General features: G+C 42.3%; 17 protein-coding genes and 3 pseudogenes. 9 read left to right on the top strand and 11 right to left on the bottom strand.

Annotated elements, in window-relative coordinates; genetic code table 11:
* From OS173_RS03390 to OS173_RS03380, 3 pseudogenes are all read left to right on the top strand, one after another.
* A pseudogene (locus OS173_RS03390) lies at positions 1–501 on the top strand (IS5/IS1182 family transposase); the annotation flags it as partial.
* A gap of 5 nt (positions 502–506) precedes the next feature.
* A pseudogene (locus OS173_RS03385) lies at positions 507–1,316 on the top strand (IS1182 family transposase); the annotation flags it as partial.
* A 185-nt stretch (positions 1,317–1,501) separates the two neighbouring features.
* Positions 1,502–1,666: pseudogene (locus OS173_RS03380) on the top strand (transposase); the annotation flags it as partial.
* A 231-nt stretch (positions 1,667–1,897) separates the two neighbouring features.
* On the opposite strand, the gene OS173_RS03375 reads toward OS173_RS03380, so the two are convergent.
* Together OS173_RS03375 and OS173_RS03370 are read right to left on the bottom strand one after the other, a co-directional pair.
* Positions 1,898–3,934, bottom strand: a complete 2,037-nt coding sequence (locus OS173_RS03375) for an OPT family oligopeptide transporter (protein WP_267182866.1) — start codon at positions 3,932–3,934, stop codon at positions 1,898–1,900.
* 203 nt (positions 3,935–4,137) lie between these two features.
* The gene (locus OS173_RS03370; protein WP_267182865.1) at positions 4,138–6,213 is read right to left on the bottom strand and encodes a TonB-dependent receptor; all 2,076 of its coding nucleotides are present in this window, start codon (positions 6,211–6,213) and stop codon (positions 4,138–4,140) included.
* A gap of 221 nt (positions 6,214–6,434) precedes the next feature.
* Here OS173_RS03370 and uvrA point away from each other — a divergent pair, with 221 nt between their 5' ends.
* Positions 6,435–9,263: an excinuclease ABC subunit UvrA gene (gene uvrA / locus OS173_RS03365; protein ID WP_267182864.1), complete on the top strand. Its 2,829-nt coding sequence runs from the start codon at positions 6,435–6,437 to the stop codon at positions 9,261–9,263.
* 9 nt (positions 9,264–9,272) lie between these two features.
* Here uvrA and OS173_RS03360 read toward each other — a convergent pair whose 3' ends face one another.
* The 3 genes from OS173_RS03360 to OS173_RS03350 all read right to left on the bottom strand — a co-directional run bounded on the left by OS173_RS03360 (position 9,273) and on the right by OS173_RS03350 (position 11,798).
* On the bottom strand, positions 9,273–9,959 hold the full coding sequence (locus OS173_RS03360) for a response regulator (protein WP_267182863.1): 687 nt from the start codon (positions 9,957–9,959) through the stop codon (positions 9,273–9,275).
* 77 nt (positions 9,960–10,036) lie between these two features.
* Complete coding sequence (crp, locus tag OS173_RS03355) at positions 10,037–10,783, bottom strand: cAMP-activated global transcriptional regulator CRP (protein WP_456085695.1); 747 nt, start codon at positions 10,781–10,783, stop codon at positions 10,037–10,039.
* Between the two features lie 97 nt (positions 10,784–10,880).
* Complete coding sequence (locus OS173_RS03350; RefSeq protein ID WP_267182862.1) at positions 10,881–11,798, bottom strand: chorismate transformation enzyme, FkbO/Hyg5 family; 918 nt, start codon at positions 11,796–11,798, stop codon at positions 10,881–10,883.
* A 219-nt stretch (positions 11,799–12,017) separates the two neighbouring features.
* Between OS173_RS03350 and cysS the strand changes: the two genes are divergently transcribed.
* Both cysS and OS173_RS03340 read left to right on the top strand, forming a co-directional pair.
* Entirely contained in the window at positions 12,018–13,394 is a 1,377-nt protein-coding gene (cysS, locus tag OS173_RS03345; RefSeq protein ID WP_267182861.1) for a cysteine--tRNA ligase, read from the top strand.
* A gap of 27 nt (positions 13,395–13,421) precedes the next feature.
* Positions 13,422–13,835 carry a SufE family protein gene (locus tag OS173_RS03340; RefSeq protein ID WP_267182860.1) on the top strand — a complete coding sequence of 138 codons (414 nt, stop codon included), beginning with the start codon at positions 13,422–13,424 and terminating at the stop codon, positions 13,833–13,835.
* On the opposite strand, the gene OS173_RS03335 is transcribed toward OS173_RS03340, so the two are convergent.
* The 3 genes from OS173_RS03335 to OS173_RS03325 form a co-directional block, all read right to left on the bottom strand.
* Positions 13,828–16,521, bottom strand: coding sequence for a serine/threonine-protein kinase (locus OS173_RS03335; RefSeq protein WP_267182859.1), 2,694 nt, complete (start codon positions 16,519–16,521; stop codon positions 13,828–13,830). The two genes, OS173_RS03340 and OS173_RS03335, sit on opposite strands and share 8 nt — an antisense overlap.
* A 20-nt stretch (positions 16,522–16,541) precedes the next feature.
* The gene (locus OS173_RS03330; RefSeq protein WP_267182858.1) at positions 16,542–17,054 is read right to left on the bottom strand and encodes an ECF-type sigma factor; all 513 of its coding nucleotides are present in this window, start codon (positions 17,052–17,054) and stop codon (positions 16,542–16,544) included.
* Positions 17,055–17,163: 109 nt separating this feature from the next.
* Positions 17,164–18,735, bottom strand: a complete 1,572-nt coding sequence (locus OS173_RS03325; RefSeq protein WP_267182857.1) for a S8 family peptidase — start codon at positions 18,733–18,735, stop codon at positions 17,164–17,166.
* A 551-nt stretch (positions 18,736–19,286) separates the two neighbouring features.
* Between OS173_RS03325 and nagZ the strand changes: the two genes are divergently transcribed.
* Both nagZ and OS173_RS03315 read left to right on the top strand, forming a co-directional pair.
* Positions 19,287–20,312, top strand: a complete 1,026-nt coding sequence (gene nagZ / locus OS173_RS03320) for a beta-N-acetylhexosaminidase (protein WP_267182856.1) — start codon at positions 19,287–19,289, stop codon at positions 20,310–20,312.
* A complete protein-coding gene (locus OS173_RS03315; protein ID WP_267182855.1) occupies positions 20,309–22,315 on the top strand; it encodes an NADPH-dependent 2,4-dienoyl-CoA reductase in 2,007 nt (668 codons plus the stop codon). The genes nagZ and OS173_RS03315 overlap by 4 nt, the downstream gene beginning before the upstream one ends.
* A gap of 77 nt (positions 22,316–22,392) precedes the next feature.
* On the opposite strand, the gene OS173_RS03310 is transcribed toward OS173_RS03315, so the two are convergent.
* The 3 genes from OS173_RS03310 to OS173_RS03300 form a co-directional block, all read right to left on the bottom strand.
* The gene (locus tag OS173_RS03310; RefSeq protein ID WP_267182854.1) at positions 22,393–22,653 is read right to left on the bottom strand and encodes a GlsB/YeaQ/YmgE family stress response membrane protein; all 261 of its coding nucleotides are present in this window, start codon (positions 22,651–22,653) and stop codon (positions 22,393–22,395) included.
* 227 nt (positions 22,654–22,880) lie between these two features.
* Positions 22,881–23,978, bottom strand: a complete 1,098-nt coding sequence (locus tag OS173_RS03305) for a DUF3667 domain-containing protein (RefSeq protein WP_267182853.1) — start codon at positions 23,976–23,978, stop codon at positions 22,881–22,883.
* A gap of 143 nt (positions 23,979–24,121) precedes the next feature.
* Positions 24,122–24,418, bottom strand: coding sequence for a hypothetical protein (locus OS173_RS03300; RefSeq protein WP_267182852.1), 297 nt, complete (start codon positions 24,416–24,418; stop codon positions 24,122–24,124).
* A 103-nt stretch (positions 24,419–24,521) separates the two neighbouring features.
* Between OS173_RS03300 and trhO the strand changes: the two genes are divergently transcribed.
* On the top strand, positions 24,522–25,523 hold the full coding sequence (gene trhO, locus OS173_RS03295) for an oxygen-dependent tRNA uridine(34) hydroxylase TrhO (protein ID WP_267182851.1): 1,002 nt from the start codon (positions 24,522–24,524) through the stop codon (positions 25,521–25,523).
* Positions 25,524–25,548 lie beyond the last annotated feature (25 nt).

Below are 25,548 nucleotides of genomic sequence, written 5' to 3'. Positions count from 1 at the left end.
GGTTTGCTTGAGAAAATTCCAGATGCTTCGACCTTAAGTCAAAATCGTCGTCGTCGCTTTAATGAATCAGATGTATACCAACAAATATTCGATGAGATTGTCATCCAGGCGATGGGCAAAGGGCTGATCAAAGGTCATCATTTATACACAGACTCAACCCACATCAAAGCCAATGCCAACAAAGGCAAGTGGGTTGAAAAAGAAGGCCGCGTAAGTAGTAAGGATTATATTCAGACACTTGAACAGTCGGTAACGGAGGATCGTAAAAATCATGGAAAAAAGCCCCTTAAGGCCAAAGAACAAAGGCCTGAAACAAAAATAATCAAACAAAGTACCACAGACCCGGACAGTGGCTATATGGTCAGAGACGGAAAGCCCAAAGGCTTTTTCTACCTTGATCATCGTACAGTTGATGGTTACTGTAACTTCATCACCGATGTTCATGTCACAGCCGGCAATGTTCACGACTCGATACCTTACTTATCCCGTATAGACAGACAGGTTNGGTAACGGAGGATCGTAAAAATCATGGAAAAAAGCCCCTTAAGGCCAAAGAACAAAAGCCTGAAACAAAAATAATCAAACAAAGCACCACAGACCCGGACAGTGGCTATATGGTCAGAGACGGAAAGCCCAAAGGTTTTTTCTACCTTGATCATCGTACAGTTGATGGTTATTGTAACTTCATCACCGATGTTCATGTCACAGCCGGCAATGTTCACGACTCGATACCTTACTTATCCCGTATAGACAGACAGGTTGAACGATTCTCCCTAAAACCAACAGCGGTGGGATTGGATGCCGGCTACTTTACTGCCAGTATATGCAAAGGAATAGAAGACAGGAAATTATATGGCGTCATAAGTTATCGAAGACCCAATCACAAGAAAGGTTACTTTTATAAAAGACAATATATTTATCACCCAGAAGGTGATTATTATGAATGCCCTGAAGGTCAGAAACTGAGCTACAGTACCACTGATAGAATTGGCTACAAGCATTATAAATCCAATCCCAAAGTATGCACTAACTGCCCGGTTAAATCACAATGTACCAAAAGTGCCAACAGCCAGAAAACAGTGACAAGACATGTATGGGAAGAATCCAAAGAGCGCATAAACCAACATCGGCTTAGTGCCGTAGGCAAACAGATTTATAAGCGTAGGAAAGAAACGGTGGAACGCTCATTTGCCGATGCTAAAGAGCTTCATCAATATCGTTATGCACGCTATCGAGGCATCAACAAGGTCAAAGCACAGTGTCTGATGGTTGCTGCAGCTCAGAACATCAAGAAAATAGCTTTAATGGCCGCATAACCCGAAAAAACCAACTAAAACAGCCTCAAAAAGTACATTTAAACAACAATAACTGCCATATCAAAAACTTTTAAGCCTACTTAAGTATCGGTTAAAAGTTCAGGTTACTAACAGCCAATTATTAATAAAAAAGCCTAAAAGCAACAAACCCCTGAAAAAAACAGGGGTTTGTCATTAGCCTGANGATTTATAAGCGTAGGAAAGAAACGGTGGAACGCTCATTTGCCGATGCTAAAGAGCTTCATCAATATCGTTATGCACGCTATCGAGGCATCAACAAGGTCAAAGCACAGTGTCTGATGGTTGCTGCAGCTCAGAACATCAAGAAAATGGCTTTAATGGCCGCATAATCCGAAAAAACCAACTAAAACAGCCTCAAAAAGTAAATTTAAACAACAATAACTGCCATATCAAAAACTTTTAAGCCTACTTAAGTATCGGTTAAAAGTTCAGGTTACTAACAGCCAATTATTAATAAAAAAGCCTAAAAGCAACAAACCCCTGAAAAAAACAGGGGTTTGTCATTAGTCTGAGCCCGAAATTGTTCGGGCTTTTTTTAGTGTACATTATATGACTGTAGATTAACTCTGATTGACCTTGCGATAGGTATAAATAATAACGGCCACAAAAGTGAGTGCGCCTAACCAGCCTGCCCAAGCAAAACCTTGCATAAAGGGTACTTGCCCCTGGAACGTTACCGCAGCAATCGCCACAAGTACGCCCATCAACGCTTCTCCGGTAATAAGACCGGATGCTAAGAGCAAGCCTGCAGCGTTTTTGCGCCCCCGAACTTCTTTGGGTTGTTTCATGGCTTTTTTCTGTAAGTAATAGGACAACAAACCGCCGATGAAAATTGGCACTGAAAGCCCCAAGGGTAAGTAAACTCCCACAGCCACTGCCAGTACCGGAAAACGAAAATCTGAGCCTCGTTTTTCCTGAATTTTATCTAAAATAATCAAAACGATGGCCAAAGCAAAACCGATAAAAATAAACGTCCACTCAATCCCACCGCCAAAAATACCACTGGCCAGAGCTTCCATCAAACCGGCTTGCGGCGCGGCTAATGGCATGGCATCAGGATTCAACGGAGATGGTCGGCCAATGCCATAACCCTGGTCCAATACATTTAACACAAACGGAATTACCAACGCCGCTGAAACCACGCCAACCACTTGAAAAATTTGCTGACGCCACGGTGTGGCGCCAACCACATGGCCACATTTCAAATCTTGCATGTTATCACCGGCAATCGCCGCTGCGGAGCAAATTAAACCGGCCAAGAATATCACTGCAATCGGTCCTAAAGTCGCTGCCGGACCTTCATTACCCATAATTTGAAATAAAATTAAAGCCGAAACAATAACGGTGGCAATGGTGACACCGGAAATTGGATTGTTGGATGAACCCACTAAACCAGCCATATAACCGGCCACTGAAGAGAAAATAAAACCAAAAACCAACATCAACACAGTCATAATTGTGGCAATTAAATTGGCATCAGGATAATCACCTAAAGCGGTTTTGAAAATGTAAAACACCGGTGCTATGGCTAACAACACCACCAAACCAACATAATGAATCGGAGTGTCAAACTCTGTTCGAGGAATACCCCCTTGGTGGTTATCACTGTTTTTGTAAGCATCAAGACTGGATTTAACACCCTGCCATAAAGGTTTAGCTAAACTGATCAATGACCATAAACCGCCAATCATCATGGCGCCGACACCAATGCGACGGTTATTTTGCCAAGATTCACCAGCTATTTGTGACCATTGTTCAGTGGTTAAGCTTGTTAATGGTGTGGCCGCATCAATTCCTGTGGCAGCCATCAGTGCATCACCATTAAAGGCCCAGTTCAATGGCACCCCAATTAAAGTGCCAATAACACCGCCTAAAAAAACCAAAAAAGCGATGTTTAAACCGACAATAAATCCGACACCCAATAATGCCGGCGATAATGTCATATTGGCCATAAACAAGTAGCTGCCGCCAAACCATGATTTGACTGTGGCAATCCCTGCAGATAATACACCCAGTCCCGATTCTAATAATTTCACCACAGCACCAATGACCGCGGCTTTTATTAAAGTGGCAAAACCCTGAGAGGCCACAGTATCTTTAACATCATGTAACCGATCATTTTCAATACCGCCGGTTTTCAGTACTTCCGCAGTGGCAACACCTTCAGGAAACTTTAATTTAGCTTCCACAATCAAGGCTTTTCTGAGCGGAATGGTGAAAGCCACACCTAAAATTCCACCAACCACGGCAATGGCCACCATTGGGCCATATTCATAACCACTCCATGCTTTCATGATAACTAATGCTGGAATGGTAAAGATAATACCGGCCACCAAAGATTCACCTGCTGAGGCCGCAGTCTGAACCATATTGTTTTCTAAAATGGTAGAACGTCTGAACATACGCAATAAGCCCATGGACACTGCCGCTGCGGGAATTGACGCGGACACTGTCAAACCCACGAGTAATCCAATATATGCATTGGCTGCAGACAAAACCATGGATAAAAGAGCCCCTAAAACCAGGGCTTTAATTGTTAATTCCGCAATATTCCGTTCCGCCGGCACCACCGGTACATCGACTTGGTTATCCGCCATAAGGCCTCCTCTATTATGTTAAAAAGTCATTATCATACTGGAATTGTCTTTGGCTTGCATGGTTTTTAGAACATCATAAAACAAGGTGTCACTATTGGAGACCTTTGCAGTAAACATGAATCACGTCAAAACCAACTCAGTTTGATACAAAGGTCTCAGATGTTTTTGATTTGTTTTGATTTACGAATTAAATTACTAACGACTTACCACTGCAAAAAATAAGTCACGGCCATGCCAAATCCTTCACCGGGTAAACGAAATGCAGTCAAATCATTGTTGTTAAAACCGACATCAGAATTAAGATTATTGCGGTTATAACCGCCGGTGTGGTCATAATAACGCTTATCAAAAACATTGCTAAACTGCGCATTAATGCGTTGCATTTGGCCAATCTTATAATCAACCGCTAAATTCAAGATTCCATAACCGGGTGTGGTTTTCTCATTATTTGTTAATGCCACCTTATCCTGTTTGGCAACATTGACCATTTCAGCTGAAAAACGCCAGGCATTGCGCTCATAACTGATTTCTGTGTGGCCATTCAATGGCGCAATCCGGTATAAATTATCATCAACATCACGCCGCTGACCACGCACATAACTGCTGACATGAGTAAGTGACCAGTGATCGGAAAAGCGATAACGCAAGGTGAGATCAGCGCCATACAATTCACCATCAACGTTGGCATAACGTAAAGTACCATTCGGTGCCGGCATCAAAGTATTGGGAATACCTTGAATATAATCGTCTATACGGTGATAAAACAAATGGGGTTCCATTTGGAAACCACCGCGTTGGTAAGCAATGCCCCATTCCAACTGATAGGCGGTTTCCGAATTCAGTGCTAAGTTGCCTAAATATTGGCGACCATCGGCCAAGCCTGCAGTGGCTTCCAGTGGCAGCCATAAATACAGTTCCTGATAACCGGGTGTGCGATTTTTCATCGCCACGCCATAATCCATTTGGAGGTGCTCATTGACGCGGTGTTTCCAGTTGAAGGCTAAATCAATATTGCTGTCACTGGTTGCTCGATCAGCAGCGTTAAATCGATCGCGTAAGGTGCGATGCAAATGAGCCATATCGTTATTCATCATCGCCATTGAACTGGCCACATCCGCTGCATCCTGTGAAACGTATGTGGCTCGTAAACCCAACACCAAACTGTGTTGTTGATTTAATTGTTGCTGCCATTCTGCAAATGCACTGTGTCGCTGGCGCTCAGTATCATAATTTTTTATAGCCAGCATGGCATTGGCGGGACTGCTGATATCGGCGCCATGTTCAGTCATGTCATAATCATAACCCAGCATTAAATCACCGGAATTCCACTTCTTTAGTGCGCCAAAGGTTAAAGCGGTTTGAGATAACGTGGTAAAAGACTCACGATACATGGCCGGCATTTGTTGGCGATAGCGGTAATTGTCCATTAAATGATCGGTGTCTTGAATTGAGCCATCCACAAAAAATGACCATTCATTGTCCAGATTCTGATTAAATTGAACAGATGTTACCCCACCCCTGGCATAGGTAATATCCATGGGTAAAGCCGGAGTTCCTGTTTCTCCGGTATCATTATAATTACTGGCAATTTCAAAGAAGCGGTTATCATCTTCATATTGATAAGCCAGCTTATAAAATTCACGATTGATTCCGGTAAAATAGTTGCTGCCACCGGGAAATTCATAGCTATCAGCATCTTCATAGGAAACGCCCAATTGCCAGCCGTGATGGCCTTTTTTAGCCGCCAAATTAACACCGCCTAACAAGCCTTCATTGACACTGTTATAACCTAAATTAAGATCACCGCTTAAACCTGATTCCTGAGTGGCGATTTTCTTACTAATCACGTCAATACTACCACCAATGGTTTCTATGCCCTGACTAATTGGACTGATACCACGGTATAACACCACGGCATCAACCTGGGAAGCCGGCAGATGACTCATCGGCGCATCCATGGCATTGCTACAAGATGACAACACTTGATGACCGTTATTGTTGACATTGACGCGATCACCGAATAAGCCGCGGTATTGGGCAATACCGCTTAAAGAACCATTGCGATTGACGTTTGCACCAGGCATTTTTTTAAGGACTTCGGCGGTATCCGACATCACCGATGACTGCTCGGGGAACAATTTAACGGACGGCAATGCTAAAATCACTCCGGGCACCACGATATCATCCAGATTTTCTTCATCACTGGGTGTTTGTTCAGCGGCCAATAAGTTTAGTACAGGAAAAACAAGTAAAAATACGGTGAAATATAGGGATTTCATGTTTCGGTTCATTTTTTAAAAGGCGGTATTTTATATAGTTAACTGGGCCCTGTGATGTGACAAATTGTCGCAGCCAATAAAGTGAACAGGCTATTATCACGCCACTTTGACAATCGCTCCCACATAATGACTAAGTTTTAAAGCTTATTTCGGTTTGTAGACGGTTTACGCTAAAATAGCCCCCTTTTGACCACCTCCAAACGGACAACTATTAAAAACCCATGAAATATATTTCACTGCGCGGCGTCAGAACCCACAACTTAAAAAATATTGACGTTGACTTACCGCGTGATCAGTTTATTGTTATCACCGGGCTTTCCGGCTCTGGTAAATCCTCATTGGCTTTTGATACCATTTATGCCGAAGGCCAGCGCCGCTATGTGGAATCATTGTCCGCTTATGCACGCCAATTTTTATCGATGATGGACAAGCCCGATCTAGATCACATTGAAGGTCTGTCGCCGGCAATTTCCATCGAACAAAAATCAACCTCACACAATCCACGTTCAACCGTCGGTACCATCACAGAAATATACGATTATCTCCGGTTATTGTATGCCCGCATCGGTACCCCACGGTGTCCACAACATGATATTTCATTAGAGGCCCAAGAGGTTTCACAAATGGTGGACACGGTGTTAGCCCTCGAAAACAATCCCAAACTGATGCTGCTGGCGCCGGTGGTGCGAAACCGCAAAGGTGAGCATTTACTGCTGATGGATCAATTGCGTGGCAGTGGTTTTGTGCGGGTGCGTATTGATGGTCGGGTCTATAACATAGACGATTTACCGAAACTCAACCCCAAACAAAAACATGACATTGAAGCGGTGGTCGATCGTTTTCGGATTAAAGACGATATGGCACAACGTCTGGCAGAATCTTTTGAAACGGCTTTATCCTTAAGTGATGGCCTCGCCCAGGTGGTCTCATTTGATGACAGCGATGACCAAAAGCCGGTCGATTTATTGTTTAGCTCCTTGTTTTCATGTCCGGTATGTGATTACTCGTTAAGTGAGCTGGAACCTCGCTTGTTTTCTTTTAACTCACCGAACGGTGCTTGTCCTGAATGCGACGGCTTAGGGATTAGTCAATTTTTTGATCCGCAGCGCATCGTGCAAAATTGGGATTTATCCCTGGCGCAAGGCGCCATTCGCGGCTGGGACAAACGCCATGGTTGGTATTTTCAAATGCTTAAGGCCCTGGGCCAGGCTTATGATTTTGATGTCAATACGCCCTTAAAAGATTTATCCGATGAGGTGCAAGAGGTATTATTTCATGGCAGCGGCAAGACACCCATTAAATTCACCTATTACAGTGACAAAGGCGAATACCAGCGCAGCCATCCTTTTGAAGGCATTGCTAACAACTACAAGCGCAGATACCAAGAAACCGAATCATCCATGGTGCGCGAAGAACTCAATAAATTTGTTAGCAAAAAACCTTGCCCGGTATGTCATGGCCAACGCTTAAACGAAAGTGCGCGCAATGTTTTTGTGGAAGGTACCAATCTCCCCACCGTCAATGCCTTATCCATTGCTCAGGCACATCAACATTTTGAACAATTAAAACTGGTTGGTCAAAAAGGTCAAATTGCCGAGAAAATCATTAAAGAAATTAAGGAACGCTTGAGTTTTTTAGTTAATGTGGGATTGAACTATCTGACTTTAGACCGCAAAGCCGATTCATTATCAGGCGGAGAAGCACAACGCATCAGATTAGCCAGTCAAATTGGTGCCGGTTTGGTTGGGGTGATGTATGTCCTTGACGAGCCTTCTATCGGCCTGCATCAACGCGACAATGAAAAATTATTAAAAACCCTGGTTAATTTAAAAAACCTAGGCAATACAGTGATTGTCGTTGAACACGATGAAGACGCCATTCGTACCGCCGATCATGTGGTTGATATTGGACCAGGTGCCGGTGTTCATGGCGGTGAAATTGTCGCCCAGGGAACGCCCGAAGATATTTGTAACAACCCAAACTCCATTACCGGACAATATTTAATTGGTCAACTGGCCATCGATATCCCTAAAAAGCGACACCCAATCGATAAAGATAAACTGTTTAAACTGATTGGTGCTTCGGGTAATAATTTAAAACATGTCGATTTAACCATTCCCGCAGGACTATTAACGTGTATTACCGGCGTGTCAGGGTCAGGCAAATCCACTTTAATTAATGAAACCTTTTACAAAATTCTGGCCAACGAATTAAACCGTGCATCACAACAACCACAACCTTATGACCGTTTTGAGCACATCGAATTATTTGATAAAGTGGTAGAAATTGACCAAAAACCCATTGGTCGCACACCGCGTTCCAATCCCGCCACTTATACCCAATTATTTGGTCCAATTCGAGACATGTTTGCAGCCACGCCGGAAGCCAGGACCCGCGGCTATAAGCCCGGACGTTTTAGCTTTAATGTGAAAGGCGGACGCTGTGAAGCCTGTCAAGGCGATGGTTTGATTAAAGTAGAAATGCATTTTTTACCGGATGTTTATGTCACTTGTGATACCTGCCAAGGGAAACGCTATAACCGCGAAACGCTGGATGTGAAATACAAAGGTAAAAACATTTATCAAGTACTTTCCATGACGGTTGAGGAAGCGGCGGAGTTTTTCAGTGCCATTCCTAAAGTGGCTGATAAACTACAAACACTGTTGGACGTGGGTTTGAGTTATATCACCTTAGGACAAAATGCCACCACCTTATCCGGCGGCGAAGCGCAACGGGTTAAACTGGCCAAAGAATTATCCAAACGCGACACCGGTCAAACTGTTTATATTTTAGATGAACCCACCACCGGCCTGCATTTTGCAGACGTCAAACAATTACTTAAGGTGCTGCATCGGCTTCGGGATAATGGCAACACCATTGTTGTGATTGAGCATAATTTGGATGTCATTAAAACCGCGGATTGGATTATTGATTTAGGTCCTGAAGGGGGTCAGGGTGGTGGTGAAATATTGGCCGAAGGCAGCCCTGAACACATTGCCAAAGATAAGAAAAGCCACACCGGTCGTTTTTTAGCGCCTATGCTCAAGTAAAATTGGATTTCAGTCTTGCATGAGTTGATAACCGACACCGCGCACGGTTTTAATCCAACGTTCTTTGTTGAAGGGTTTTAAGGCTTTACGTAAACGTAATATATGAACATCCACAGTGCGATCTTCGACCGTGGCATTGTGACCCCACACATGGTTCAGTATCCGTTCGCGGCTAAGCAGCTTTTCGCTGTTTTGCAATAATAATTTGAGCAACTTAAACTCGGTTAAACTCAGTAAAAGTGCTTCGTCATCCACCCAAACTCGGTGCGCATCCACCTCTAAACGGATGTTATGATAGTTTATCTGTCTGTTTTCTTCATAGCCCTGTGCCCGCCGAAGATGGGCGTTGATACGGGCAATTAATTCTTGAACGGATACCGGTTTGGTTAAATAATCATCGGCACCGTATTCCAAACCTTTTATTTTATCCCGTTCTTCAGCGCGGGCTGTTAACATGATAATGGGTAAATCTTTAAGCACATCATCACGGCGAATCATGGCCACTAATTCCAACCCGCTGATATCCGGCAAGCCCCAATCAATCACCGCCAAATCAGGACGTTGGCGCTGTAATAAATCTAAAGCTTGGGTGACATTCTCTGCTTTACAGACCTGAAAATTTGCATTGCTCAAAGAAAACGCCATCATTTCACGAATGGCCGGATCATCTTCAACGATGATAATTTGTTTTGTCATAATTAATCAGGCAGCTTTAAAAACAACGGTATCTTAAAGTGGTTTCATGACGACAATATGACAATGCTTAAAGTTATTTAATCGTCTGCTGGTTTATCATCAATCGCCGGCTTATCTTCACGTTTGTGCAAAATAACAATGGTGTGCCCTTTAACAGCAATACTACCCTGGGTTTGCAATTCCTTCAGTACCCGACCGGCCATCTCTCTGGAACAGCCGACAATGCGAGAGATTTCCTGACGCGATACTTTTATCTGGGTGCCTTCCGGGTGCGACAATGCCGCCGGCTCTTTACATAAATCCAATAAAGTACGGGCAATTCGCCCGGTCACGTCTAAAAAAGCCAGACGATGTACTTTGCGCGAAGTTTGTAGCAAACGATGGGTTAATTGGGTGCCGATGGCATATAAAATATGGCTGGCGTCGTCTTTCAGTTCATTTTGGAATAATTGCCCCAAACGCATGTAGCCGATTTCAGCGACTTCTGTTTTTTCTTTGGCTTTGACCATCACTTCGCGACGTTCGGTTTTCATGAACAAGCCCATCTCACCGATAAAGTCACCTTTATTCAGATAAGCCAAAACAAGTTCCTTGCCTTCGTCATTTTCATAAGAAATGGTGACTGAACCGCTCACAATGTAATACAGGGTATTGGCCAAATCACCCGGGCGAATCAGGGTGGTTTTGTTGGGGAATTTACGGCGATGACACATCGATAAAAATCGATTCATCGACTCCACACTGAGCTCAAAAAAACTGCTGTTTTGATAGCGCTCGCTTAAATAAAGCTCATCATATTCTGTATCATTAAACACGTCTGACATGTCTGTATCCTATATAGGTCTATAGTTATCTGTTAAATCAATGATTGATTGACTTGTTTTGAAATTATTACCCTTCACTAACATCATAACCTATTTTTTAGTTGTTTTGAAACACTGCCTCACATTCAACCAATAAGTCTTCACGACAAATATCACCACCCAAAATCACAAATTGACGCAATCCTGCTTGTGCAATGTATTGTTGCAAACTATTTAAATCAGCTGAATCCCGTAAATAAAACCGAAATAAGCCACCTTCTAATGGTACATCAATGTCGGAGGCAGTTAACAACACATTAATATTAGCCATACATTCTTTGAATTGTAACAACAAGTCGTCTTTATGCTTGGTTTCATGACCAACGACACTGGCAGTGCCACTGCACATCAATAAATCACCAAACTGTAAGGCCCGCGAAAAACGCGGTTGTTTTGGAGAATAATGCAATGGATATTCCCAGGCAGACACCTGCCGGTTGTTTTCAATCACCTTTCCGGATGTTTTGGAAAATACAAACACATAAGTTGATTTATGATTATGAGTGCCGATGGCTGTGGCTGCCGGATTGGGTTGACCCAGTTGGTTATGTTGATCCAGTAAAGCATGACGGGCAACACAAAATCGCTGATAATTTTCCATACCACCCATATCATCATTAATGGCTGGGAAGAAATTCCAAACACGAATTAAATGTGGATAGTCTTTATCTTGGCTGCTTTGTAAAGCATCGTTATAGACATCGCTGACCACATCATCTAAATGCGGAGATTCTGATGTATAAATCAGCACCAGAAAAAATTCACTTTTGATGGATAAACGGTTATCTTGTCTTATTATCTCAGTGGTTTGACCACCGTCTTGCCAAATTTCCTGGTAGCCGTTTGATTGTGCCAAAACCTCAAACGGTAAGACAACGGTTAAATCATCACCTTGCGGTTGGTTTAAATATGTAAACCGCACAAGGTTATTGGCTTTTATTGCAGAATTGACGTGCAGCTGCTCAACTTTTGGCATAGGGTTTTTCATGTAACTGATTGATTTTTATGGAGTTATAAAAAGCCATCTGGAATAAACAATCGCCTATTATCATAAAAACTGACGACGATAACAAGACTGATTATTTGAAATCATTTTATCAATCATAAAGTCTTTCGTTTTTGGTTGCTTGGCTTGAATCTTTGTGCAATGCCGTAATCGATGATTTACAATAGGCATTTTTATTTGCAAAATACCATGGCATTGCAATTACAAAACACCCTAACCGGCGAAAAAGAGCCATTTATACCCTTGGATAAAAATCGGGTTACCGTTTATCTATGCGGTCCCACCGTGTATAACTACGCACATATCGGGAATGCCCGACCGGCCGTGGTTTTTGATGTCTTGAATCGTCTATTACGCCATCATTACCCACAAGTGGTTTTTGCGCGCAATATCACGGATGTGGATGATAAAATAAATAAACAATCACAACAAAGCGGTCAATCCATACAAGCCATTTCCGGCAAATACGCCCAAGCCTATAATGAAGACTTAGCCTCTCTGAATGTGCTACCGCCAGATATAGAGCCACACGCCACCGAACACATCGCAGAAATGATTATCATGATTGAAACCTTGATTGATAAACAGCATGCGTATGAACAAGACGGACATGTATTGTTTGATGTCACCACCTATCCCGAATACGGACAATTATCAAAACGCGATCTCGACGATATGCGTGCCGGCGCCCGTGTTGATGTTGCAGATTACAAGAAAAACCCGGGGGATTTCGTGCTTTGGAAGCCATCTACAGATGACTTACCCGGTTGGGAGAGTCCCTGGGGCCGTGGTCGACCCGGTTGGCACATTGAATGTTCCGCCATGGCAGCGAAACATTTAGGCGAGGTCATTGACATACATTGTGGTGGTCAAGATTTAATCTTTCCACATCACGAAAATGAAATCGCGCAAAGTTGTTGTGCCAATGACCAGCCACTATTCGCCCGTTACTGGTTACACAATGGCTTCATTACCATGAGCGACCAAAAAATGTCGAAATCCCTGGGCAATATTGAACTAATCCGCGATGTTGTGGACAAGCATGGCGGCGAGGTTGTGCGCTGGGTTTTACTCAATGCCCATTATCGACAATCCGCAAACTGGTCCACAGACAGCATCCATCAGGCACAGAAAACATTAGACCGCCTGTACCGAATTTTGGCTGACTTTTCACACATCAAGACCCAAGAGACAGCACCGGACAAGGAACTGGTTGCCGCTTTAAATGATGATTTAAACACCCCAAAAGCATTTGCCCGATTAATCGCACTGGCTAAAACTTTGCAAAAAACAGAAAGCTCTGCTGAGCTCACTGAAATCAAAGGCCGACTGATGAGTTCTGCACAAATATTGGGTGTTTTACAACAAAATCCCACACAGTGGTTTGACGATAAGCAAGTCACTGATAAAAACATTAAAAGCACCATCGAGCAGTTACTAAAAGAACGCGAAATTGCTCGAACAGAAAAAAACTGGCAACGCTCAGATGACATTCGTGATGAATTAGATACAATGGGCGTTGTTATTGAAGACACTGCTGACGGCACCAACTGGCATTTTAAATAAATCGACACAACTTAAGAGATTACCGTTATGACCGAAATGGATAACCAAGAAGAAATTATTGAAACGTTTGATTTATTCGACGATTGGTTACAAAAATACCAATACATCATTGATTTGGGTAAAGAATTGCCGGAGCTTGATGCCAAGCATAAAGTCGATAAAAACCTATTGGCCGGTTGTCAATCACAAGTATGGCTGATTCACGAATACAAAGACGGCCATTTACATTTTTACGCCAATTCAGATGCCGCCATTGTTTCTGGTTTAATTGCTTTGGTGATGACGATTTATTCAGGCCAAACACCCCAATATATTGTTGATACGGACCCCGACTTTATCGAGCTTATCGGATTGTCCTCCCATCTATCTCAAACCCGCAGTAACGGACTCAATGCCATGATTGAAAAAATCCAATCAATTGCCCAAGCCCACCTCAATTAGTGTGTTTAAGCATGACTTCGGTTTTATCTTTAATCAGCTTATGACCATAAGAATCAAACAGATAAATGGTGTCATTCAGCGACAACACTGACTGAGATAAGGTTTTTGCCAAATCATAGCGATGGCATTGATAGAAACTTTGCGCTAACCAAAATTCAGCCCCAAGACGGCGCCAGCTTTTATTGGATTGATTGGCCAAACGCTGCAAAAAAGGCTGCATATCTTTAACCACTTGTTGACAGTTATCGTCCATGGATTGTTTAATTTTAATAACCCAAAGTGTTACTTCATTATAAAAATTGTCACGTTCATGGGCTGAATACACCGGCATAAATTGATGACTTAATGTTTCAGCTTCCTTCAGGTAATCTAATTTTGCTAAAACTCTGGCCAAATTACTTCGGGCACTGGCCACACTGAAACTGTCTTCGCCCAGTAAATGTTGACGGATTTCAATGGATTCGCGATACATGTTAACAGCTTCTTCATAACGCCCTAAATCCTCATACAAATAACCCAGATTATTTAATCTGATGGCATAGTTTTCCGACATTTTGCCTTTTTTGGCGGCCATATCCAGAGCTTTTTGGTACATGGCTAAGGCTTTCATGAAGGCACCACGATCGTGAAAGTGCACCGCCCGTTCAGCGATAAACTGTCCTAAACTGGGATGACCTTCGGGAAACAGCCGTTCAGCAATCTGTTGAGCATTTATAAATAGCTGATCGGCTTCTTCAAAACGTTCAAGCCGCTGTAATGCACTGGCTGTACTGAGCATACGCTGATAAGTTTTGGGATGAAAATCACCAAATACTTGACGGGCCAATTGTAAAGCCTGACTGAGATGCAGATGGGATTGTTCATTGTCATACTGAATATAGCAAATACCCAATTCATGATGAATACGTCCCATCAATTCTGGGTCCGTTACACCCGCTTGCTTAACCTCAGCAAGCACCTCTTTTGCCAATGCCAGACCTTCTTCCCGCTGCCCAATTTCAGTAACTACAGTGACTTTTTCAATTTGGTACCAAGCTATTTGTTCAAACGTGTTGACTTTAGCTAACAATTTATCGCCCTCATTTAAGTTTTTCCGTGCCAATTCATAGTCACTCATCCAGGCGGCATTTAAGGCCATTTTGACTTGTGCCATCATGGCTTTCTCAAAAAAATCATGGGTTTTAGCTAAATCGTACGCACTTTCATAATAGCTATAGGCTGCGGAGTAGTCCCCTAAATTATGCTGAATCGAACCAAATGTTTTTAATAACTCAGTTTTAGTTTCGGGTTTATTGTTGAGGCTGTGAACTATTTGTTTTTCACCAATGGCGAGCACATCCTGCAATTTAATATCCTGTCCTTTTGTACCCAAAGGTGAAGCTGCTTCCAAAATATTCAATAAAAAATCACGGGTTTTATTGGCCAGTTCGGCTTGATGCTCTGCCTGAGTCTGAGCCGTCACAGCCTGATCCCGCTGAACGGCTAATTGTCGGTTAAAGTTAACCAAAGAGATTTGCAAAAATAACACCGCTGCTAATAACAATATAGCCATGGCGGTGGCCAGCGGGTTTCTTAATAAAAACTTTTTACTTCGATACCACCAGCTATCACCGCCGGCCATCAGGGGTTTATGGTCTAAATAGTTTATAACATCTTGTTTTAAATCGTTAACCGTTTGATATCGTCGTTCAGGCTCTTTTCTTAAAGCCATCAAAACCAAGTAGTCCAGTTCCTTATCTATTTTTGTTGATAGTGATTTTTTTTCGTCATTTGCCAGTCGCTCACTGGGTGCCATTGGCATTTGGGTTGTGACGCTTTCAATCAATTGCGCCGGTGAACTATTGTTTATTTGATGCGCAGGTTGATTCGTTAATAATTCATAGAGCAATAATCCTAAAGAATATACATCACTAATGGTGGAAACCTTATCACCCTTCAGTTGCTCAGGACTGGCATAAGCCATGGTTAACATCTGGTCATGCTGGGTTTCCGTTAAATTGACATTCTTTGATTTAGCCACACCAAAATCAAGCAACTTAGCCACTGCATTGTTATCGACCAATACATTAGATGGTTTAATGTCACGATGAATGATGCCGTTTTGATGGGCATAGGCCACCGCTTCACAAATCTGGATAAACAGCCGTAAACGTTGTTTTAGAGAGAGTTTATTTTGTTTGGTATATGCAATGACATCGGTACCGTCAATCCATTCCAGAACCATATAATGGCGGTCATCAGAATACATTCCACCGGTGATTAATTGCGCAATATTAGGATGTGATAACTGAGCCAGTAATGCGCGCTCAGCCAAAAACCGTTGTTCTTCTTTTTGCTGGTAAATAGGCTTTAAAATTTTTATCGCCACCTGTTGTTCAAATTGGCCGTCCACACGTTTGGCCAACCAAACATCACCCTGACCACCTTGGCCAATGCGTTTAACCAGCTCATACTCATTAAACTGATCACCGGCTTTTAAATCTTCGATGACTAACTTGTTTTTAACGGCATCAAGTATCAATTCAGAAATATTAATGTCTGTGTTTTGGTGCTTGAGTAAAGCCAGCACTTTTTGCTTCACCGCTTCGGGATAATCTGATGCAGCAACAAAGGCCATTTGTTGCTGTTCCGGATAACCCAGACACTGATCAAATAAAGCTTTAACTTGTGGTCCAATATTAGACATGGGAACGGCGACAAGGACAGTTATTCATGACAGATAAAATCATTCAAAAAAGCACGACCAAATTTTAAATCACGCTCAACGGTGGCTAAAGATAATTCCAACATATCAGCCACTTCATTCACAGGCAGCGCTGCGAAATACACCAGTTGCGTTATTTCTTGGCTGCGCTCATCCATATCTCCCAAAGCGTCCACAGCATCACTCAATCGCTGCATATCGATTGGCTCTGAAGTGATACCCAAAGAATCTGTATAGTGAGTGGCTTTTAGCGAACCTACATTTCTGGCCGAGCCTTTATAGCGCCCATAATCAATCAGCAAGCGACGCATTTGTTGCGCCAGCGTCCGATAATAATGTTTTTTATCGTGAAAACCATGTTCGTAGTTTGAGAGTTTTATGTAAGCATTGTGCACTAAATCAGTGGGCGACAGAGTATGACCGACACGTTCTTTAACCATGAGAGAATTGGCCAGCCGTCTAAGTTGCTGATAAAGCTGCTCATCCAACGGGGGATTACTTGGGCTGTCTTGCATTGTTTATGAAGGCGTGTAAATGTTTTGAAACCATTATAGCAAAATAGATTTCAATTTCTAAAAAAAAACACGCCCAAGCGGGCGGGCCCTATAAATGTCTTAACATCATTTACTCAAACCCATCTTTGAAAATAACATCTGATTCAAAACCATTGGAAAATATTAAATCAGGAGCCATTGTTAATGCCATTTGCAAGGCAGCGACGGCATTGGCATAACCGGCACCACAAATACTGGTATCACATTGATAATTGTCAACACTGGCAAAATTGTCGGCAGAATCTTGAATGATTTGTTTAATCATGGCCGGTGACAACGAACCATTCACCGATTTAATTAAAGCCGCTATTCCTGACACATGCGGTGTAGCCATGGAAGTACCCTGTAACCATCCATAGCTGTCAGAAACAGGTACAGTGGTGCCGCTATTATAAGTTGATAAAATCATGCGGGTTTCATCCAAGAGACCTCCTTCACAGTCAGCTTCTGGTCCATACCACCAAAAAAACTCGGTGGTGTTGCAAAAATCGCCACCGGGTGCGGTGATATCGATATTTGAACCATGATTAGAATAAAATGCCCGCGCACCGTGACTTGTAGCAGCGGCGACATTAATAACATGATTACAATTTCCGGGTTGGTATGAGGTCGATGAAGAATTACTATTTCCGGCAGCGACGACAACGGTGGAACCGGCATTATGAGCGGCATTAATGGCATCTTGAATGGTGTTTGTACACGAACCATAACTTCCTAATGACATATTAATGACATCTGCAGCTGTGGTGTTGACAGGCACACCCGGAACCGTTAATCCCGCGGCCCAGCGAATACCATCAGCAATATCAGAATTATATCCACCACATTTCCCTAGCACCCTGATAGGTATCAAGCCAACATTCCAAGCAACACCCGCGACACCAACACCATTATCAGACATGGCAGCCACGGTACCGGCGACATGCGTGCCATGCCATGAACTGTCTTTAGCGCCATTGCCTCCAGGGCATTCATTGGCCACAAGCCAATCTCCAGGATCTTGGGCATCGCCGTCTCGAAGGTCTCCATCATTAGATACAAGCAAATCGGAAATCATGTCATATTCATTGACGATATTACCGACTAAATCAGGGTGTGGCCTGTAACCGGTATCCAAAACAGCAACATTAACACCTATTGAACCGGTGCTGATATCCCACGCACCGGGCAAACGTATGCCACCAGCGGTGTTTTTATAGTTCCATTGCTCGCTGTATCGCGGGTCATTAGGTAATCGTGAATGATTCATTAAAGCATCAACTTCAGCATATTCAACATTGGGATCTTGATTTAACCGTTCTAGCACGGCAGATAAATCACTGTATGCGGTTCTGTCGTAACTATTCACATACCAGACCTCAGCATCACCGGACATCATCCGCTTAAACTCAAATTCAACATTTATTTGTCGGCTGACATCGCTCATGCGATTAATGGCTAAAGCGTGTGATTCGCTGGGTGACTTAAATTTAACAATAATGGCCTGATTAAAAGGCCTGGTTTGAGATAATTGTTTTGTATAATTTAGCACTGGCTGCTTAAAGTCTGCCAATAACTTGCTTGGCTTTTCGGCCTGAGCTAAACCATAAGCGTTAAGTGAAACCAATAAAATAACAATTAATTTCTGATGAAAAGTTGGCATGAAAAGTTCCTCTTTTTGTATTAACTATTTACCGCTCTCTTGGGTAGAGCGCTTTGAATTAATCAAGATAAAACCCCAAAGAGGCCATCTGAGGATTGCCTAAATTACGTTAAACGCGATTAGAAAAAAAAGCTGGAAAGCTTTCCCGACTACTTTAAATCAATCAGCCTTCCACAGAATTTATACCAGCCTCTTGTAAATATCTTTGATGAGCACCCATTTCTTACTCGCTGATAGTTTGAAATATAACAGGTTTTTTATCAGGACAACTTTTGGACATTGCATGACATTTAAGGACAAATGCCGTAATAATTAGAAAATCGAATACCTAACAACTTAATATTAATAAAGTGACTTCAAACCGTCATCAGAACAAGCCTCAACAAAACCACAAATCCAGACACATAAATTTGTCTTTACACCGAAACAAGTTAAGATTTTCATAACCAGCTAAGGTAGCTTAAATTCCACAGTGAATATATAAATTATCCACAGTAAATCTTATCATGGCGCAAATGATGTAAATGGCGTATTTAAGTTATAATGTCGCCATGACAACGCTAATGATTGGAATAGAAGGCCTCACTCTCACGAAGCAAGATAAAAAGCTTCTGCAGCACCCTTTGGTGTCCGGCGTGATTTTTTTTGCACGTAATTATGAAAATTACCAACAATTACGTCATTTGACACAACAAATCCGTGCCATTCGCGGTGAAAATTTTCTGCTTGCTGTGGACCAGGAAGGCGGTCGTGTGATTCGTTTTAGAGCCCCTTTCAGCCAATTACCGGCACTGGGACTTTTAGGTAATCGCCATCAAAGTAATCAAGAACAAGGTTTGGCTTTAACCCATTTACACGCCTGGATTATGGCTGCAGAATTATTAAACACAGACATCGATTTAAGCTTTTCACCGGTATTGGATATAAATAATGGCAGTGATGTTATTGGTGATCGTGCCTTTAGCCAAAATCCACATGAGGTTATTGAACTGGCAAAAATGTATAGCGGTTCCATGCATGCAGCGGGCATGAAAACCACTGCTAAACATTATCCCGGCCATGGCACCGTTAAAGCGGATTCTCATCATCACATTACTCAAGACGAACGCCCCCAACATATGATCGAAAATTTGGATTTGGTGCCTTTTAGAACATTAATCACCGCCAATAAAGTTGATGCGGTGATGATGTCTCATGTCATATACAGCGATGTGGACGATCAACCGGCTGGTTTTTCAAAAAAATGGATTAAACATTTGCGTGAAACAGTGCATTTTCAAGGCGTTATTATTAGCGATGATTTAGCCATGACAGGGGCCACCGGTATCGGCGGTTTAAAACAACGTTATCTGGCTTGTCGAGAGGCCCAAGTGGATTTAGCTTTACTTTGTCAACCGGAATTATGTGCTGAGTTATTACCCCAGATTAATCACCATGATGCGCCGGGGTACAGTCAAAGCCTGCGCCGACTTCATAAACTTAAAGGTCATTCTACACTTAACAAAGAACGCCCATTTTGGGAACAACAACGTTGGCAACAAGCCACAAAAGCATTTAAGGCATTAAAAGAATTATGAGCACCCAATACCCACACCTACTCGAACCTTTAACCATCGGCTCTAAAACCATCAAAAATCGTGTATTGATGGGTTCAATGCACACCGGCTTAGAAGATCGCGCTAAGAATTTTCCAAAATTAGCGGCCTATTTTAAAGAACGTGCAGAAGGTGAAGCCGGTATCATTGTCACCGGCGGTATTTCACCCAACATTTCCGGCTGGACCGCGCCTTTAGCCGGTTTTTTAAAATACGGTTTTCAAGTTAAAAGACATCGTTTGGTCACCGAAGCTGTCCATGAAGCCGGTGGTTTAATCTGCATGCAAATATTGCATGCAGGTCGCTATGGTTACCATCCATTTGTGGTTTCTGCCACTGATGAAAAATCGCCAATCACACCTTTTAAACCCAAAAGACTGAAACATAAACAAATCCATAAGCAGATTAAAGATTTCGTTAACTGTGCAAAATTAGCACTAAAAGCCGGTTACGATGGCGTTGAAATTATGGGCTCTGAAGGTTATCTGATTAATCAATTTATTTCGCCCAGAACCAATGACCGAACCGATGATTGGGGCGGAAACTTTGAAAATAGGACGCGCATTGCCAGAGAAATTGTCAGCCAAACCCGAAAAGCGGTGGGTGATGATTTTATACTTATTTTTAGATTATCAATGTTGGAACTGGTCAAAGGTGGCCTCGCCATCGACGAAGTCATTCGTTTGGCCAAAGACCTGGAACAAGCCGGTGTGAGTATAATCAATACCGGTATTGGCTGGCATGAAGCACGTATTCCCACCATCGCCACCATGGTACCACGCGCCGGATTTAGTTGGGTTACTGAAAAAATCAAGCAACATATTTCAATACCAATTATTACCACCAACCGAATTAACGACCCGCAAGTGGCTGAAAACATCATTGCCTCAGGACAGGCCGATATGGTGTCCATGGCCCGTCCTTTTTTGGCCGACCCGCATTTGGTCAAGAAAGCCCGTTTAGGACAAGCGCAAGCCATCAATACATGTATTGCCTGTAATCAGGCCTGTCTTGATCACGTTTTTAAGAACCAAAGAGCAACCTGTCTGGTCAATCCAAAAGCCTGTTATGAAACCGAATACATCACCGAAGCAACGGTGTCACCCAAGAACATCGCTGTGGTCGGCGCTGGCATGGCGGGCTTATCTTGTGCCACCACCTTGGCTGAACGCGGCCATACAGTCACCTTATTTGAAAAAGCCAACAAGATTGGGGGTCAATTTAATTATGCCGCTGAAATTCCAGGTAAAGAAGAATTTGTCCATACCATGGCTTATTTCCAATATCTGATTAAAGAGTATGGTGTTCAATTAAAACTCAATTATCAAGTCACACAAGAAGAACTCAAAAGCTATGATGAAGTGGTGATTGCCACAGGTGTTTCACCACGGGTGCCAAAACTACCTGGCATCGATCACAATAAAGTCATTATTTACAACGAATTACTCTCAGGTCAAAAACAAGCCGGCCAAAAAGTGGCGATTATGGGCGCCGGTGGAATTGGTTTTGATGTGGCTGAATATCTGGCGGTTGAAAACCCCGACCAAGCACAAACCGTTGAGGAATTCTGTCAAGAATGGGGTATTGATCAAAGTATTGAAAGCCCGGGTGGCCTTACAAAAGCTCACGATGAGCCGTCTTATCGCACCTTATACTTAATGCAACGTAAAACCACCAAACCCGGTAAAGGTCTCGGTAAAACCACCGGTTGGATTCACCGTTTGAGTATCCGCAAAAAAGGCGTCAAACCCATCACCGGTGTGCAATACATAAAAATTGACGATGCCGGCCTACACATTGAACGGGACGGAAAACATGAGATTCTCGATGTTGATCATGTGATTATCTGTGCCGGTCAGATCTCTAACCGTGATTTGTATCAGGAACATGACACATACCACATTATCGGTGGTGCCGATGTTGCCGCGGAACTCGACGCCAAACGCGCCATTAAACAAGGTACCCTGCTCGGTCAACGATTGTAATAATTATTATTAAGGATTTATTGACCCACAAAAAAACCCGGTCTTTAACCGGGTTTTTTAATAATTATCTTAAGCATCTACCGAGTCGCTTTCCTAATCACACCAATAATCAGTAACAGCACCACCGCACCAATGGTGGCCACGATAATACTACCTAAAATACCACCGGCCACAGAAATTCCTAACTGGGTAAATAACCAACTGCCAATAAATGCGCCAACAATACCAATCAAAATATTAGCCACAATACCAAAGCCATAACCTTTAACCAGTACCCCGGCCAACCAACCGGCAATACCACCAATTAAACAAATAATTAAAAAACCTTCAAGTGTCATATTTTTTCTCCTCTTAGAGGCATTTAAATTAATTGACGGCTTTTTTCATGGCGTACAATTAATGCAAATGTTTCTCTTATTTTTTACCTGTCAAACATGCATCTTGTGAGGCTGTTTCAGGCTTTACTAAAATAGCACATTTTTTTCAAAATTACCTCATTTATCTATTCACCATTGCCATTGACGCAAGTAATTTTTATATTGGGATGTTAATCCACAATTTGAAATCAAAAAAGAATCGAACTAAAAAACATGACCACAAGCGTGCTGGTAAGAAAACTTATAAAAGCCAAGGGTATAAAGATGATAAAGTAAATCGTGGTTTTTAAAAAATGGCGGGGATAGACCCGCTGCAAGCTGATTGCGATGTATATAAAAACAAGCAGTATTAAAAATACAGCAATGTACCATCCGTTAGTCAGCAGCCAATATAAACCCATGCCGAGCATGATACACAGAAATATAAACGATCTAAGATGCAGATGATACACAAAATGTACGGTGTATTTAGTTTTAGGATAAAACAATTTAAATAGTCCCGCCATTAATAAAACATCGAGAAAGAAAGCCCAGGTCATGTTGCCGAACAGGAATTTATTAAACCCTGAGGGATCCTGTGTAAAACGCAACATGGCGCGTACAATAAGTCGGTCTATGCGTGAATTAATGTTATATTTCTCAAAAATTTTATCACTATCGAGTTGATAAATATCTCGCTCTAAGAGCTCATAACGTCCACCCAACAAAGTTATAGGGAAAGGCTTATCTAAATTGAGCGCCAATATCTCTCTAAGTGCTGTGATTGATTGCTTGGCTTTATCAACGACTTCCTGCGGTTGATTACGTTGTGTTATCAACACATTTAAATCTGTGAGTTGTTGATTGATATAATTATCGACAGAAATGGCTTGTAATAAAAAATCACGGTCAAACTGTTGTTCTTTCTCATTAGAACTGCTGCCGTTTGAGATTTTGACATTTGCAAGCAAACTATCAACCCCCACAAAGGACAATAACAAAAACCATAGAAACATTAGCACCACAAAAATTCGGATGGGCGATAGGTAGCTAACCCGATGTAGAGCCAAATATTCTTGCGTCAAAAATCCAGGTTTGAATAAACCTAAAGCAGATTGTGTTAATTTCGACTCAACATTAAACGTATTGGCAAAAAACTGTAATACCATTTGCCAAACACTGTGCAGACCTAAACCCGATTTTTGACCACACTGAGGGCAATAATTAACATCAATATGATTGCTAACATGACAATTTGGACAATTCTGTCGAAGGTGCTTTGGTTTTAAATTAATTGCGGCCGTCATTGTAAATATTTAAAGGCTGTTAACAAATTTGGAACCGCCATTTTAGCACTAAGTTAAACGGCAAAAGCAGTCACATAAAACCCAAATTTAAGTGGTTTTACATTAATTATGAGTCAATGGGTTAAATGGCGAGCGATTCTGGATTATTTAGCCGTCACAAGAATTAGAAAAGCCGTACCAAAACCGGCACCAATGACCGGATCTTGAAAAACCGATAAATCTTGCAAACCGTTAATGGTATTAGCAACCACTTGAATCACTACACCCAGAAAAGCAACCGTGCCAAAGCCATTGATTTGATGACGGCCAAACCGCTTACCCATCAGAATTACCGGTTCTTTTTTATGTGGATCGACAAATCGGTATTTTAAACTGACACCCACCACAATCAGCGCCAGGAAATACTTTAGAAATTCAGCATAAAGAGTCACAACGTCCATCGTTTATTTATGTGTGGTTTGTTTTATGGATAAATTGTTACTATAATTGCTTTTTTGAAAATTTGCACCTGATTTACGTTCAGGCCAGCTGGAGTTTAGAAACATGACACAATCCATCGTGGTGTGCGCACTGTATCATTTTGTGCGTTTAGAAGATTATAAAAAACTACGCGACCCACTGTTAGATAAGATGCTGAAGCATCAAGTACGGGGAACGCTGTTACTCGCCAAAGAAGGTATTAACGGCACCATTGCCGGTTACCGAGACGGTATTGATGCGGTGCTTACGCACTTACGGAAAGACACACGTCTGGCAAAATTAGACACGAAAGAATCCTTTACCGATAAAGCCCCTTTTTATCGCAGCAAAGTCAAACTAAAAAAAGAAATCGTCACCATGGGCTTACCGGACATCGATCCTAAGCGCACCGTTGGTACCTATGTTGAGCCAAAAGATTGGAATGCATTAATATCAGATCCTGATGTGATTCTGATTGATACCCGCAATGATTACGAATTTAACATTGGTAGTTTTGAACGGGCGATTAACCCCAAAACCGAAACCTTTCGAGAGTTCCCAGCATACGTGAAAAATAATCTGGATCCGAGTAAACATAAAAAAGTCGCGATGTTCTGTACTGGCGGTATTCGCTGCGAGAAATCCACCGCCTATTTAAAGGAACAAGGGTTTGATGAGGTCTATCACCTCAAAGGCGGTATTTTAAAATACTTAGAGGATGTACCTAAGGACGAAACCAAGTGGCAAGGTGAATGTTTTGTTTTTGATAATCGTGTGGCAGTTAATCATGACCTGGAGAAAGGCCAATATGATCAATGTTATGCCTGTCGTTACCCAATCACCGAAGCGGATAAGCAATCACCCCATTTTGAACAAGGCGTCAGCTGTCCCCACTGTCATGATAAAACCACCAGCGAGCAACGCCGCCAATTCGCCATGCGCGAAAAACAAATGCAATTGGCTAAACAACGTGGCGCTGCGCACATTGGTTTAGAAGCACAACAAATCTTAAAGCAGCGTCAGGCTGAGAAAAAGGCAGCCCTACAAACGGCCAAGTCTCAGCAACAGAATAAAATCGACAGCTAACGTCTTTTGTTTAACCACAAAGACC

The organism is Marinicella gelatinilytica, from assembly GCF_026410405.1.
GTDB classification, from domain to species: Bacteria; Pseudomonadota; Gammaproteobacteria; order Xanthomonadales; family Marinicellaceae; genus Marinicella; species Marinicella gelatinilytica.
Note: the sequence above shows the minus strand (reverse complement) of the source record. Positions and strands in the feature narration are given on the sequence as shown.